This window comes from Lachnospira eligens, assembly GCF_009680455.1.
GTDB classification, from domain to species: Bacteria; Bacillota; Clostridia; order Lachnospirales; family Lachnospiraceae; genus Lachnospira; species Lachnospira eligens_A.
Genome location: NZ_WKRD01000015.1, coordinates 26,357 through 40,297 on the forward strand (window position 1 = coordinate 26,357; position 13,941 = coordinate 40,297).

The 13,941-nt window shown below is 34.4% G+C and carries 14 protein-coding genes; 12 read left to right on the forward strand and 2 right to left on the reverse strand.

The window, feature by feature from the left end:
* The first annotated feature begins 68 nt into the window (after positions 1-68).
* The 5 genes from GKE48_RS14215 (at position 69) to GKE48_RS14235 (ending at position 4,088) form a co-directional block, all read left to right on the forward strand.
* Positions 69-860 (forward strand): TadE family protein, encoded by a 792-nt coding sequence (locus tag GKE48_RS14215; protein WP_154301374.1) that lies wholly within the window; start codon positions 69-71, stop codon positions 858-860.
* A gap of 14 nt (positions 861-874) precedes the next feature.
* Positions 875-1,303: an A24 family peptidase gene (locus GKE48_RS14220; protein WP_022097637.1), complete on the forward strand. Its 429-nt coding sequence runs from the start codon at positions 875-877 to the stop codon at positions 1,301-1,303.
* On the forward strand, positions 1,294-1,623 hold the full coding sequence (locus GKE48_RS14225; RefSeq protein ID WP_022097638.1) for a hypothetical protein: 330 nt from the start codon (positions 1,294-1,296) through the stop codon (positions 1,621-1,623). Before GKE48_RS14220 ends, GKE48_RS14225 begins: the two co-directional genes overlap by 10 nt.
* Before the next feature lie 13 nt (positions 1,624-1,636).
* Complete coding sequence (locus GKE48_RS14230) at positions 1,637-3,019, forward strand: DUF6382 domain-containing protein (protein ID WP_173016956.1); 1,383 nt, start codon at positions 1,637-1,639, stop codon at positions 3,017-3,019.
* 76 nt (positions 3,020-3,095) lie between these two features.
* Entirely contained in the window at positions 3,096-4,088 is a 993-nt protein-coding gene (locus tag GKE48_RS14235; RefSeq protein ID WP_022097640.1) for an SCP2 sterol-binding domain-containing protein, read from the forward strand.
* On the opposite strand, the gene GKE48_RS14240 is transcribed toward GKE48_RS14235, so the two are convergent.
* On the reverse strand, positions 4,072-4,743 hold the full coding sequence (locus tag GKE48_RS14240) for an ATP-binding protein (protein ID WP_055288065.1): 672 nt from the start codon (positions 4,741-4,743) through the stop codon (positions 4,072-4,074). The two genes, GKE48_RS14235 and GKE48_RS14240, sit on opposite strands and share 17 nt — an antisense overlap.
* A 234-nt stretch (positions 4,744-4,977) precedes the next feature.
* Here GKE48_RS14240 and GKE48_RS14245 point away from each other — a divergent pair, with 234 nt between their 5' ends.
* From GKE48_RS14245 to GKE48_RS14255, 3 genes are all read left to right on the forward strand, one after another.
* Complete coding sequence (locus GKE48_RS14245) at positions 4,978-5,394, forward strand: HIT family protein (RefSeq protein WP_012740190.1); 417 nt, start codon at positions 4,978-4,980, stop codon at positions 5,392-5,394.
* Positions 5,395-5,477: 83 nt separating this feature from the next.
* Positions 5,478-7,766 (forward strand): hydratase, encoded by a 2,289-nt coding sequence (locus GKE48_RS14250; RefSeq protein ID WP_022097643.1) that lies wholly within the window; start codon positions 5,478-5,480, stop codon positions 7,764-7,766.
* 15 nt (positions 7,767-7,781) lie between these two features.
* Positions 7,782-8,897 (forward strand): AAA family ATPase, encoded by a 1,116-nt coding sequence (locus tag GKE48_RS14255; protein WP_154301377.1) that lies wholly within the window; start codon positions 7,782-7,784, stop codon positions 8,895-8,897.
* On the opposite strand, the gene yyaC is transcribed toward GKE48_RS14255, so the two are convergent.
* A complete protein-coding gene (yyaC, locus tag GKE48_RS14260) occupies positions 8,833-9,417 on the reverse strand; it encodes a spore protease YyaC (RefSeq protein ID WP_055216487.1) in 585 nt (194 codons plus the stop codon). The two genes, GKE48_RS14255 and yyaC, sit on opposite strands and share 65 nt — an antisense overlap.
* 178 nt (positions 9,418-9,595) lie before the next feature.
* Between yyaC and GKE48_RS14265 the strand changes: the two genes are divergently transcribed.
* The 4 genes from GKE48_RS14265 to GKE48_RS14280 all read left to right on the forward strand — a co-directional run bounded on the left by GKE48_RS14265 (position 9,596) and on the right by GKE48_RS14280 (position 13,444).
* Positions 9,596-10,756, forward strand: coding sequence for a LysM peptidoglycan-binding domain-containing protein (locus tag GKE48_RS14265; RefSeq protein ID WP_022097646.1), 1,161 nt, complete (start codon positions 9,596-9,598; stop codon positions 10,754-10,756).
* 61 nt (positions 10,757-10,817) lie between these two features.
* The gene (locus tag GKE48_RS14270; RefSeq protein ID WP_154301378.1) at positions 10,818-12,086 is read left to right on the forward strand and encodes a DUF5711 family protein; all 1,269 of its coding nucleotides are present in this window, start codon (positions 10,818-10,820) and stop codon (positions 12,084-12,086) included.
* Positions 12,087-12,102: 16 nt separating this feature from the next.
* The gene (locus GKE48_RS14275) at positions 12,103-12,876 is read left to right on the forward strand and encodes a CvpA family protein (RefSeq protein WP_022097648.1); all 774 of its coding nucleotides are present in this window, start codon (positions 12,103-12,105) and stop codon (positions 12,874-12,876) included.
* A 19-nt stretch (positions 12,877-12,895) separates the two neighbouring features.
* Entirely contained in the window at positions 12,896-13,444 is a 549-nt protein-coding gene (locus GKE48_RS14280) for a zinc-ribbon domain-containing protein (RefSeq protein ID WP_022097649.1), read from the forward strand.
* Positions 13,445-13,941: the final 497 nt, after the last annotated feature.

Genomic DNA, 13,941 nt, shown 5'->3' on the forward strand with positions numbered 1-13,941 from the left:
GTTTAGCAGCATATGCTTCTAAATAACGGTTCGATGCAGGAATAATTACGAAGAGAGGAGAGCAGTCAATGACATACTTTAACCGAAAATTGATGAAAAGAGACATTCCTGCATCAGCAACTGTAGAGGGGGCTTTGGTTATACCTGTTATATTATATGCGGTTGCGGCAGTAATGTTTTTGTTGCAGTTAATTTCAATAAGGATGCATGTAAATGATGCATTATATAATGCATTAAGAAAGTTTAATACATATTCTTATACAAGTCAGGTTATGACGGGAGAAATATATAAGTCTACATTTTTTGCTATTTTTGTAGATGAAATTGGCAGCGATTATGCTAAGAAACATTATATAGCAGGCGGTAATACGGGGTGGAACTTTTATGGTTCAGATATAGCGGATGATAATTCTACCGTGAAGATTTCTTTAAAATATACTGTTAAGAATCCATTCAATATATTAGGGAAAAGGCAGATTACAATATATGAAAAAAGAATAACTGATATATGGTTAGGAGAGGAAAAAGATGGATTTGAGTCAAATAACAATGACGAATCTGAGTATGTTTACATAACACAGTATGGTGAAGTGTATCACATAGAGAAGATGTGTAGTTATCTGGTAAGAAACATAAAAGCAGCATCGCTGGCTGAAATTACAGATTTAAGAAATGCTTCTGGAGGAAAGTATTACCCATGTAGTTTGTGCAAGGGTGCATCAGAAATTGTATACTACACAGATTATGGTGATAAATATCATGCATCTGATAGTTGTTATGCATTGCAAAGAACAATACTTAAAGTGAAAAAAGAAAAAATAAAAGGAATGGAATGTTGCAAAAAATGTATACATTCATAATCCAAAGGGGGTATATGGGAAGTCTGATTATGTTAACGGGGCTGGCTATAATGTCTTTTATGGATATAAAGAGAAGAGCAGTTCCAGTATATATGATAATAGTGATGAGTATTCTGGCAATTGGCATAAAGATAGCAGGATATATATTTGGATATAAGAAAGTGGATGTTTATGAAATGTTTATTATATTGGTTGTTACAACAGTATTTGTTGTGATATGTGTAATTAGTCATATAATGGGTGCGGCTGATGCACTTGTTATGGGAATAATTGCAATTGTTACAGGCATAAAAAAGGCAACATCAGTATTTTTTATGGCATTGATGTTTGTAAGCATAATTTCTGGGGTACTGCTTATTATAAAAAGATTAAAAAGAAAAGATACAATACCATTTATACCTTTTATATTTATATCTTATGTGGGGGTGATGATATGTGGTTAAGGGCATCATATACAGTGGAAAATGCGGTTATTACACCATTGTTTATGTTGATAATTATTGTTGTTATGAGAGCAAGTTGTGATATACATGATAATCTCATTCAGCGCAGCGTTAACAGTCAGTTTGTTATCCAGACAGAATTAGGGGGATTTAATGATGAAGATACGGACATGTATAGAATAAAAACGGAGGAATATCTTAAGAGAAGAGTGATTTTTTCGAAAAAATACAAAATAGAACCAGAAGCATCAATTGTAAGAACGAGTTCTCCAGAAAAAACTATAAGAATAGTCAATGCACTTAAAGAACTTAAGAATTAGGGGAGGATTAATATTGGGGAAGGAAAATATTAATATAAAATATGAGCATCAGAACAACAGCAATTATCTTGTGATAGAAGATAATGTTGAATATGATGATTACCAGTACAAAATGCTTAGGCGCAATAAACCAGAGCATTTTTTAAGATTCTCAATGTATTCTGTTAATGGCAGATATGGAATATATTACGACATTACATCAAGACAGCAGCTGAGTAAGTATTATGAATATGGGAAAATGACAATGGAGGATGTTAAATCCATATGTGTTAATATATCTGAAATGGTAAGAATAGCAGAAGATTATATGTTAGATATAGATCACGTGAAGATAGAACCCAGGTTCATATATATGGATGTTGGAACAAAGAAGCTGCAGTTTGTGTATCATACAAAGGTTAATGGATATAGTTTTAACGAAAGCCTTAAAATATTGTTTGAATTTATATTGGAACATTTTGATCATAGTCTGGATAAGGAGAGTATCGTACAATTATATGAAGTGTATCAGAAGGTAATTGTTGGAGATTATGATCCATTTAACCTTATGAGAATGTTTGGAATTAAAAAAGTAAAAAAACAGGAAGAATCTGTTATACAGGATATGCCAGAAAAACGGGATAAAGAAATAAAAACTGTTATAGCTGAACAGATGATTTCGGATAAAGAAGAAAAGGCAGATGAATCAGATGTTAATATAAGAAAAGTTATTATTGGTGTAGTAAGTATGGCTTTTGGTCTGTTAGGTATATTTGTGCCAGGATTAATACCTTTCAGAATCCCATCAGTCCTGAGTTTTATATGCATTGGTGCCGGAATAGGAATATTAGTATTTTGCAAAAAAGAACATAAAAAACTGCAGTCTGTTATACTTACGCAGAAACAGTCAATTCCATATGTTGTGAAGAAAGATACAGCACAGGTATTATATAATGAGAGTGTCAATGTAAACAACAAATGCATAGAAGAAAAAACGGTTTCGTATGACGATATATGCAATGAGACAATGCTGTTGTCTGAATATATGCCGGAAAAGAACAGTAGAAAAGAATTAAAACTTGTATTGCAGAAAGAAAATCTTATAGGAGAAGTGCTTATATATATAAGAGGGGTCGAGAATGAAGACGGGGTAATATGCATGGATAAGTATCCATATGTAATAGGAAGTTTTGAAAAGATGTCAGATGTTGTAATAAAAGCACAGGTAGTGAGTCGTATGCATTGCTGTATATATCATGAAGCATTTAAAGCTGATGAATATCTGGTTGAGGATCTTAATGCTACCAACGGAACATATCTTAATGGAGAACGGCTTGGCAATCATGAACGTAAAAAACTTTCTGATGGAGATGTGTTAAAAATTGCAGCTATATCCTTCAAGGTTGAAATAAGCTAGATTTTATGCTATATTCTGACTGGTATATCACGGTAAGTGACAATATTTATTTTTTGATATATATGGGGATTATAAGATGAATATTAATATATATTATGGTGGAAGAGGGCTTGTTGATGACCCTACAATATTAGTTATTAATAAGATACAGGAAGTTCTTGATGAGCTTAATGTCAATGTGAACAGATATAATCTGTATGAGATGAAGAATACAATAACAACACTGTCACAGACTGTTACAGAAGCAGATGGTATTATTCTTGCAACTACAGTTGAATGGGTAGGAATGGGGGGATATATGCAGACATTTCTTGATTCCTGCTGGCTTTATTCTGATAAGTCACAGATTTTAGATAAGTATATGTTTCCAGTTGTAATGGCAAGAACATATGGAGAAAGGGAAGTGACACTTGCACTTAATAATTCATGGGAAATTATTGGTGGAAAGATAGGACCGGCACTTAGTGCATATATAGATGATACTACTGATTTTGAGTTTAATGATAATTACAAAATAATAATAGAAAAATATGCTGAGAATGTATATAGAACAATTTCACAAAGAATTATGCAGCTTCCATCAAGTAGTCAGACTATTAAGAACAATATGCTTAAGGATACTATTAAGCTTACACCACAAGAAAGTGAACAGCTATCAAAATATGCTTCTGATGATGCATTTGTTAAGACACAGAAGCAGGATATTGAATCGCTTGCAAGTATATATAAGGAACTCCTTAATGATCAGGAAAATGGTGGAGATGATTATTATCTTAATGTTTTTAGAGATAATTTTAATCCTACAACAGGATATAAGAGTACATATATGATATCAATAAGTGATAAAGATAAGCTTATAAGTATTTATGTAGATGGAAGAGACATAAAAGTAACATTCGGAGAGAATAAGAGTGCTGATGTCATAGGAAAGCTTTCAAAAGAAACATTTGACCAGATAGTGGAAGGTAGAGAGACATTCCATCGTGCATTTATGACAGGAGCAATGACAGCACGGGGAAACCTTAAGACTCTCAGGATGTTAGATGAAATATTTAATTTTCAGAAATAATAGGAAAACGTATGCATAATATTGTTTTTCCGTCTGATTCAGTGAGTCTGGCATAACCGTTACCTGAGAGGCATATCTGATGTATTATTGACAGACCAACTCCTATATGACCAGATTTTGTTGAATAGAAAGGTCTGGATAGTTTAATGTAATCAGATAGGTATGAAGAATCATCGTGTGATGGCAGACCACCATTATTAATAATTTCTGTGATTACATAATTGTTACTCTTTCTGGTTATAAGGGTGATTTCACCAGTGCAGTCTGATGCTTCGCACGCATTCTGGACAGCTTCTGTAAGCAGGGTTTTGAGCTGGTCAGGATTTATGAGAATATCGGGAATATTATCAAGACAGAAGGTAAATGTACATGTATTATCGATTACGTCATCAATTATGTCTGGAACTTCATACATAATATCGTTGATATTAACTGGTTTTTTGTCAGCTTTTTTCATGCTGTATCTGTAAAGAGTTGTTCTTTCCATGTGATATATAAGCTGTGACAGGACATCTTCCATACGTATTATATATTTGTTTTCAGACAGTTCAGGAGATTTCTTTTTTAAAAGTTGGAAACTGGTTTTTAAATATGCCAGATGATTCTTTATATCATGGGAATCAATGGATAATTCATCAATAGAAAACATAGACATGTTGTCAAAGACAGAAATTATGTCGGGATTTTCGTTTATTAAGCAACATAGATTTCTATATTCATCATAGTTTAACATTTTATAAGAATTCCTTTCGAACATTAATTTAATAAGTTTTTTTCTATGAGGTTGTAATTGAACCTTCTTTAAGTTATCATATAAAAGTATATACGTATTCGAAATACATGTAAACAAAAGTATTTCGACAAATTTCGCGCAAAGTGAGGAAATGGTATGAAAAAGGATGATTGTATTTTTTGCAAGCTGGCAAACGGCGAGATTCCAACAAATGCTCTTTATGAGGATGATATTGTAAAAGTTATTTTCGATGCAAGTCCTGCCGCTAAAGGACATGTACTTATATTGCCGAAGGAACATTTTGACAATATATATGAACTTGATGATGACACTGCCGCACATGTATTTAAAGTAGCAGCTAAGATTTCTAAAGCGTATAAGAAAGCATTGGATTTTGATGGACTTAATATTGTTCAGAACAATGGAGAAGTAGCAGGGCAGACAGTATTTCATTTCCATATGCATATTATTCCTAGAATTAAAGGTGATACAGTTAATGTTGGATGGGTTCCGGGAACTGCAGATAATGACACTATAGCATCAATAGTAGAAAAAGTTACACCTTATCTTTAATGTTTGTATATGTTATATAATGAGGATATGAATAACGGATATTAAGCGGGAAACCGTAATGATATATAGAAAGAGGAGAAAGCATGATTAAATTAAGTGATGGAGGAGCATATCTTATCAACGGTGTCGATATTGTTGAGGATAGTGCTTCGGCTGTGAATGAAGTAGCTGCCAAGACAGGATGTTCAGTAACAAAGGAAGAGGCTGCTAAGAATACTATTGCATATGGAATTCTTGAAAACCATAACACATCTGGAAACATGGAGAAGTTAAAGATTAAGTTTGATAAGATGACTTCACATGATATTACATTTGTTGGAATTATACAGACAGCAAGAGCTTCAGGTCTTGAGAAATTTCCAATTCCTTATGTACTTACTAACTGCCATAACAGTCTCTGTGCAGTTGGCGGAACTATTAATGAAGATGACCATATGTTTGGCCTTACATGTGCAAAGAAATATGGCGGAATATATGTACCACCGCATCAGGCTGTAATCCACCAGTTTGCAAGAGAGATGCTGGCTGAAGGTGGAAAGATGATTCTTGGATCAGATAGTCATACACGTTATGGAGCTCTTGGAACAATGGCTATGGGTGAAGGTGGTCCAGAGCTTGTTAAGCAGCTTCTTAATAAGACTTATGATATTAACAGACCAGGAGTAGTTGCTATCTATATGACAGGAGAACCGGCAAAGGGGGTTGGTCCTCAGGATGTTGCACTTGCTATTATAGGTGCAGTATTTGGTAATGGTTATGTTAAGAATAAAGTTATGGAGTTCGTTGGACCTGGTGTTTCATCACTTAGTGCTGATTTCAGAATTGGCGTAGATGTTATGACAACAGAGACAACATGTCTTTCATCTATATGGAGAACAGATGATTTGGTTAAGGAATTCTATGATATTCACGGAAGAAGTGAGAGTTACAAGGAACTTAATCCTGGAAATGTTGCTTATTACGATGGTGTTGTATATGTCGATTTAAGCACAATCAAGCCAATGATTGCTATGCCATTCCATCCAAGTAATACATATACAATTGAAGAACTTAATGCTAACCTCGAGGATATTCTTCATGATGTAGAGAAGAAGGCTCTTGTAAGCCTTGATGGACAGGTTGAATATAAGCTTACAGATAAGATTAAGAATGGCAGACTTTATGTTGATCAGGGAATTATTGCCGGATGTGCCGGTGGTGGTTTTGAAAACATATGTGCAGCAGCAGACATTCTTAAAGGAAAGTCAATTGGTGCAGATGAATTTACACTTAGCGTATATCCTGCAAGTACACCAATTTATGTTGAACTTGCAAGAAATGGAAGACTTGCAGATCTTATGGAGACAGGTGCAATCGTTAAGACCGCATTCTGCGGACCATGTTTTGGTGCAGGAGATACACCTGCTAATAATGCTTTCTCAATCAGACATTCAACAAGAAACTTCCCTAACAGAGAAGGTTCTAAATTACAGAATGGACAGATATCATCTGTTGCACTTATGGATGCACGTTCTATTGCAGCAACAGCAGCTAATAAGGGATACCTTACAGCAGCAACAGACATGGATGTAGAGTTCACAGGACCAGCATATCATTTTGATAGTTCAATCTATGCTAACAGAGTATTTGACAGCAAGGGTGTTGCAGATCCGGAACAGGAAATCCAGTTTGGACCTAATATCAAGGATTGGCCAGAGATGGTTGCACTTCCAGAGAATCTTATTATTAAGGTTGTATCTGAGATACATGATCCTGTTACAACAACAGATGAGCTTATTCCATCGGGAGAGACATCATCATTCAGATCTAATCCTCTTGGTCTTGCTGAATTTGCACTTTCAAGAAAGGATCCTGCATATGTAGGACGTGCTAAGGAAGTACAGAAGGCAGAGAAGGCAAGAGAAGCAGGACAGTGCATGGGAGAAGCTTTACCAGAGCTGAGAGACATTATGCATAAGATTAAAGAAACATATGATGTGCATAAGTCTAATGTTGGTGTTGGAAGTACTATATTTGCAGTTAAACCGGGTGATGGTTCAGCAAGAGAGCAGGCAGCATCATGCCAGAAGGTACTTGGCGGATGGGCTAACATTGCTAATGAGTATGCAACTAAGAGATACCGTTCAAATCTTATCAACTGGGGTATGCTTCCATTCATAATTGATAAGGGAGAGCTTCCGTTTGAGAATGGAGATTATATCTTTATTCCAGAGATTCAGGATGCAATTAAGAATAAAGTATCTACAATCAAGGCTTTTGTTGTTAATAAAGATATGAAAGAGTTCGAACTTAAGCTGGATGAACTTACAGATGATGAGAGACAGATAATTCTTGATGGATGTCTTATTAATTATTATCGTGAGAACAAATAATAAGATGAAATATTAGTGTATACGGAAGTTGGTGAGCAGATGGCAGAACAGAATATACTGAATGGTAATCAGAAGAAGCTTGAACAGATTATTGGCGACGTTAAGGAACATAATACGAAGAAAGACAGACTTGAAAAGCTTGCGGAAAGCGTTAAAGATATTTCTAAGGAATTAGATAACGCGAGAAAAGAAAAACAGAATGAAACAGATTCCAAAATTAAAGCGAGTACAGATGCTATATGTGCCGGGTATGATAAGTCAATAGAAGCTGATAAAGAAAAAATTAAGACTGTTTCTGCTGAAAGAGATAAAGCCAAGATGGCAGGCGTTAAAGAAAGAATAAGCGCAGAGACAGCATCTTTAAGAGCGCAGAATGAAGATCTTAAAGATCAGATTAATGAAGCGTTTATACATGAGAATATCTCTAAAATATATAACAGTCAGTTATTTATATCGGTGTTTAATCCCAAGCAGCTTTTGGATTATGTGATTGATATAGCTGTCATGGTGGGATTGTTTGTGGCTGTTCCAATAGTTTTATTCTTATTGCCGGTGATTCCGCAATGGATTCTTCTTATATATTGTATAGCTGTATCATTTATATGTATTGTTGTTGTAAAGGCTGTCTTTAGAAAGATTGTGCTGAAACATTCTGAAACTATAATGGCTGCCCAGAGTACAAGAACGCAGATAAAAGATAACAATAAGCGTATTAAGAAGATTGAGAAGAACATCAGAAAAGATAAGAATGAAGATATGTATGGGCTTGAACCATTTGATTCTCAGATTAAAGCATTGTATGATGACATAGCGGAGATTGAAGATGAGAAACAGTCAGCCCTGGAGGATTTTGAAAAGAATACCAAGGCTGATATTATCTCGGAGATTAATGAACGCTATGCAGACAAAATATGCAATATGGAAACTGAGCTTGAAAAGAAAAAAGTGGAGTATGATGAACTTGATGATTTGGTTAAGAAGCAGAGAATATACATATCATCTAATTATGAAGCGTATCTTGGTAAAGAATTTATTAATGTAGATAAGCTTTCAGAACTTAATTCTATTATGAAGTCTGACTCAGCAGATACGATAGCTCAGGCTCTTGCTGTATATAATAATCGTCATTAAATGTTCTTAATGCCAGAACGATAGCATCAGCTATCTGGAATATAATTGACAAACGGGTTGTCTGAAGTGTGGATGATTCCATGTCATGGGAAGAGTTAACTATTCCTGTGATATGAAGATCTCCAACTTCAGGCAACTTTTTTTTCACTCCAAGACCGGGCTTAAGCGGTCCGCTTCCCAGAGTCATCATGCCAATATGGTCTTCTTTTCCAAGAGATGCATCAATTGCAATTATAAAAGGATTATCAAATGTTTTTTGCATAGATTTAATACAGTAATTAAGATTTGCAGCATGAACAGGCTGGTTAAGGTCGCCAAGCAGATAGATACCAGGAGAAATGAAATTTCTAAACTGATGACCTATTATAGGACCTAGACTGTCACCAGTAGAGCGGTCGCTTCCAATACACAGAATTACAATTTCCTGGTGAGGAAGAATTTTTTGGGTAACCATATCGGTGAGTAGTCTTCCCATTTGAGCGGGAGCTTTAGGGTTTTTTGAATCAAAATAATAAATCATGAGTTTGCCTCCAGGTCATTTTAGTAGCTTAGACAGGCTCTTTATAATGTGTACGCGAAAAAGAGATTAAATATTACCAAAAATGTTTCTGATATTTTTTAAATGAATGACAAAATCTGATAAATTTTTTCGTTATGTAGTGATATTATTCAAAAGAGTAATAATATAAGGAGGCACCATGATAGAAATAATATGTAATGAAGAAAATTCGGACAAGTCAAAACAAGTTACAAGAGGTGCGGCCATAAGGAGACCGAAAAATATTAAACAGATAGGCGAAGTGAGTTCTGATAAGAAAATATATATAGAGGATTATGCTTTTACATATATAAATTCAATTGCTTACAATAATCCGTCAGACTCACAGGCGGGAGTACTCTTGGGCGAAAATCAGACTGATGGAGATGAAAAATGTGTTTTTATTAAGGGGATAATAAAAGCAAAGCTGGGGACAGAAGTTGAAGAAAAAGGAGTATATTTTAACGAAAGTGTATGGAATGGGATATATTCAGATGTTGAAAAATATTTTCCAGATTTAGCAGTAGTTGGATGGTTTGCAGCAATTCCAGAGGTTACACCTGAAAGAATGATGAAATTAAAGAAAATACATCTTGATAATTTTGCAGGTACAATGAAAACATTTTATCTGATTGATACGGTTGAGAAAGAAGAAAATTTCTATTTATATGAAAATGGTGAACTAAAGAAGCAGAAAGGATATGTATGCTTTTATGAAAGAAATTATGAAATGCAGGAATATATGCTTGAGCGGCGTGAAAGAAAGTCAAGTGAAGACGGACCGGATAAGGTTATGAAATCAATCCGTAATATAATAAGAGAAAAAGAGGAATTACATGAACAGAAAAAGAATGCAAGATTTATGTATGGAGTAAGTACTTTTATGGTAATTGTTATTCTTGTCATTGGAATTAATCTGATGAACAATTATCAGAAAATGAAAAAATTTGACAAGTCAATAAGCAGTCTGATGGTTCAGATGTCAGGAAATGATACAGCAACACAAGAGGAGGTAGTTCCTGTTAATAAGCTTGAAGGTGGGGTATATCCTACAGAAGCGGAGACAACAAGCCAGACAGCTGTTACAAGTGTAGTTTCTACTGAGAATGTTACGGTAACGGCTGCTCAGCCGGTGGAAGAGCAGACTGTAGCTGCAACGGCAAATGAAGTAAAGACATATACAGTTAAAGCTGGCGACACAATTATGGGAATATGTAAAAAATATTATGGTGATACATCTAAATGCAATGAAGTTATTACATATAATAATATAAAAGATGAGAATTTTTTATATATAGGTCAGCAGATAAAACTTCCTTGATTAAATTCCCCAATATTGTATAATTAATTTAATGCGAGATGCAATAGAAAAGGGGAAATATATGGCAGATATAATATCTGGTAAATCCAGATTTAACGGGGACCGAAATGCTCCCGTAAAGAAAGTGATTAGTATTAACAGGGAAATGGCAGCATCAACAGAAGATAATGAAGATGTTCTGGATGAAGCTACTGTAAAAAGAAAAATAAGGAGACATAAGAGCAGGGTTGCAGTTGTTGTTACTATTATAATCGTAGTTATTCTGGCTGCAGTTTACATAGTATCAAGAGTAATAGATAACTATGATTACTCATCTTATGAAATAACCAATTCGGTAAATCGAGAGGATATAGAATCTTCGAAATATATAGCATTTGCAGATGGATATGTAAGATATAGTAATGATGGAATTTCCTATTATAAGAACAGTGGTAAGGTGATATGGAACCAGACGTATTCGATGCAGAATCCAAAGGTCAGCATATGCGGTAATTCTATAGCTGTTGCAGATATCAATGGAAGCAGTGCGTATTCATTTAATACGAGTGGACAGGTTGGTAAAGCAGATACATCAATGCCGATACTTCAGATAGAAGTATCAGACAGTGGAAAGATGGCAGCGGTCCTTGAGGATAATAATGCCAATTATATTAATATGTATGACACAAATGGTGAGAAGATATACAGTGTTAAAACGACATTGTCGGGAGATGGTTATCCTATAGATATAAGTATATCATCAGATGCGAAGAAACTAATAGCTTCGTTTATAAAAGTGAGCGGAGATGAGATTAAAACAAATGTAGTGTTTTACAATTTCTCTGATGTTGGAAAAAACGAAACAGAAAGAGTTGTTGGTGGCTTTAATTATGACGATATTATAGTTGGAGATGTAAAATTTGTAAATGACACAACAGCAGTTGCGGTTGGTGAAAATGTAGTGAGCATTTATAAGATAAAAGAATATCCAAGTCTGGAACATACTATTAATATAGATAATGAAATACAAAAAATATTTTGCAGCGACCAGTACATAGGTCTTGTTCTTGATAATTCAGAATCGGGAGATCCATATAAGCTTGTTGTCTATAATATATCAGGAAAACATATATTTGACACAACATTTGGCATACAGTATACAGATATGCAGTTTGACGGCAAGAGCGTTGTAATGAGTAATGCATCAACATTTGTGCTCCTGAATATGAGCGGTAAGAAGCTGGCAGATATTAGTTTTGATATGCCAGTGATAAATGTTTTGCCAACTGGAGCAAGAGGCAGCTATACAATAGTTAATTCAAAATACATACAGTCAATAAAACTGAAATGATAAGGAGGACGGCGAAATGCTGTTAGCAGGAGTAATACTTATACTGGTAATATTTGCACTTATAGGCTGGAGAAAAGGTGTAATAAGACTTGTTTTGTCGCTGGTATCAATGATAATAACGATAATGGCAGCGGTGGTAATAGCACCGTTGGCGACTACGGCAATAAAAAATAATACTAATATAGATGAAAATATAGCTCAGTCAATATATACAGTTCTTTATGAGAATAAAGAAGTAGATGAGTATTTTGAAGATAAACAGGTTCTTACGGGTGGCATTGATATAAGTCAGGTAGAATCACATATACAGACAGTAACGGATGTGGTGGCTGAGGTCGGGGATAAGATTAATCTGCCAGAGAGTCTTACGGAAGCAGTTAAGGCAATGCCAGACTCTGAACTTATGTCTGTAATCAGAGAATATGGAGAAGCATCTGTTAAAGAAATTACTATAAGATTAATTGCATTCAGGTTAGCGGATATAGTGTTGACAGCTATTGCGTATTTAGTCATAATGGTGGTGGTATCGATAGTACTTAGAGTTGTAGTTGCAGCGACAGGGTTAATAAGAAGACTTCCGGTAATAAAACAGGCAGACAAGCTGGGCGGATTAATAGTCGGGCTGGTAGAGGGAATTGCAGTTGTATGGATATTCTTTACCGTTGTGACAGCAATAAGTGGAACACAAGCAGCTTCTAATATATTAGTGCAGATACATGGTAATGCAATTTTAGAATCGTTATATAATTGTAATCCAATAACAAGCTTACTCTTTAGTACAATAAGATAAAATAAGGGAGGATGGAAATATGATATGTAAATCATGTGGAAGAGCAAATGAACTTGGAGCCAGATTTTGCAAAAGTTGTGGGGCACCGTTAGAAAGCGATGAAAGTATGCAGCAGAATAACACATATCAGTCAGAAAACGTATGCCAGCAGAATAATCAGTATGTTATGCCGGAAAGTATGTATTCAGGTACAACAAGAATGACAAAGAAAGAGTTTAATGAATGTGCTAATATTAAATCAATTACTAAGAATATAACTGCAGCGGCTATAATTGCATATGTAATTGGAGCTATAACATTCATTGTTAATGTAGTAATGGCTGGAAATATAGCAGGTCTTGTTGATGTCATGATTGTGGTGGGACTTGGGCTTGGAATACATTTGGCAAAGAGCAGAGCATGTGCCGTTATTATTACAGCATATTCAATAATTAATTTTATTTATGTGATTCTTCTTTCAGGAATGCCAGGAGGATGGCTTATTATAGTTTGTGGAGTATATTCTATTATATATACATTTAAATATCAGAATGCCTGGAATAAATATCAGCAGACAGGACAAATATAATCTATAATAAAAACGACACTATATTCTTGATGTATGCATTAAGAATATAGTGTCATTTTTATTTTTGTAACATATAATACATAAGAATTGTAAAAATGTATTACTATATATAGTATGATAGGAATGAATAAATACATATATATTGTGATAAATACCATTATGATATAAAAAACCAAAAAAATAGCAAAAAAAATTAAAAAAGTTGTTGACAATGTGTGTACCTGATGATATTATATACAAGTCGCCGCGGTAAGCGGTAACAAATAAGACTTAAAACACCAGATAAATACTGGGTTTGAGTGATACAGATCTTTGATAACTGAATAGAAAGACAACCTTGAAATTCTTTGAGAATTTTAAAATGATTCATTAATGAATCTTGCGAGTATCGAAAGATACACGAACCTAAACAGTAAGTTTTGGTAAAACTATTTAAGCTAGTTAGTTTATAACTGACAAGGCAAACTTTTTATGAGAGTTTGATCCTGGCTCAGGAT

Excerpts from the sequence above, each read along its gene's own strand:
- GKE48_RS14215 (WP_154301374.1), top strand. The coding sequence starts at position 69 with ATGACATACTTTAACCGAAAATTGATGAAAAGAGACATTCCTGCATCA.
- GKE48_RS14220 (WP_022097637.1), top strand. The coding sequence starts at position 875 with ATGGGAAGTCTGATTATGTTAACGGGGCTGGCTATAATGTCTTTTATG.
- GKE48_RS14225 (WP_022097638.1), top strand. The coding sequence starts at position 1,294 with ATGTGGTTAAGGGCATCATATACAGTGGAAAATGCGGTTATTACACCA.
- GKE48_RS14235 (WP_022097640.1), top strand. The coding sequence starts at position 3,096 with ATGAATATTAATATATATTATGGTGGAAGAGGGCTTGTTGATGACCCT.
- GKE48_RS14240 (WP_055288065.1), bottom strand. The coding sequence starts at position 4,743 with ATGTCTATGTTTTCTATTGATGAATTATCCATTGATTCCCATGATATA.
- GKE48_RS14245 (WP_012740190.1), top strand. The coding sequence starts at position 4,978 with ATGAAAAAGGATGATTGTATTTTTTGCAAGCTGGCAAACGGCGAGATT.
- GKE48_RS14250 (WP_022097643.1), top strand. The coding sequence starts at position 5,478 with ATGATTAAATTAAGTGATGGAGGAGCATATCTTATCAACGGTGTCGAT.
- yyaC (WP_055216487.1), bottom strand. The coding sequence starts at position 9,417 with ATGATTTATTATTTTGATTCAAAAAACCCTAAAGCTCCCGCTCAAATG.
- GKE48_RS14265 (WP_022097646.1), top strand. The coding sequence starts at position 9,596 with ATGATAGAAATAATATGTAATGAAGAAAATTCGGACAAGTCAAAACAA.
- GKE48_RS14270 (WP_154301378.1), top strand. The coding sequence starts at position 10,818 with ATGGCAGATATAATATCTGGTAAATCCAGATTTAACGGGGACCGAAAT.
- GKE48_RS14275 (WP_022097648.1), top strand. The coding sequence starts at position 12,103 with ATGCTGTTAGCAGGAGTAATACTTATACTGGTAATATTTGCACTTATA.
- GKE48_RS14280 (WP_022097649.1), top strand. The coding sequence starts at position 12,896 with ATGATATGTAAATCATGTGGAAGAGCAAATGAACTTGGAGCCAGATTT.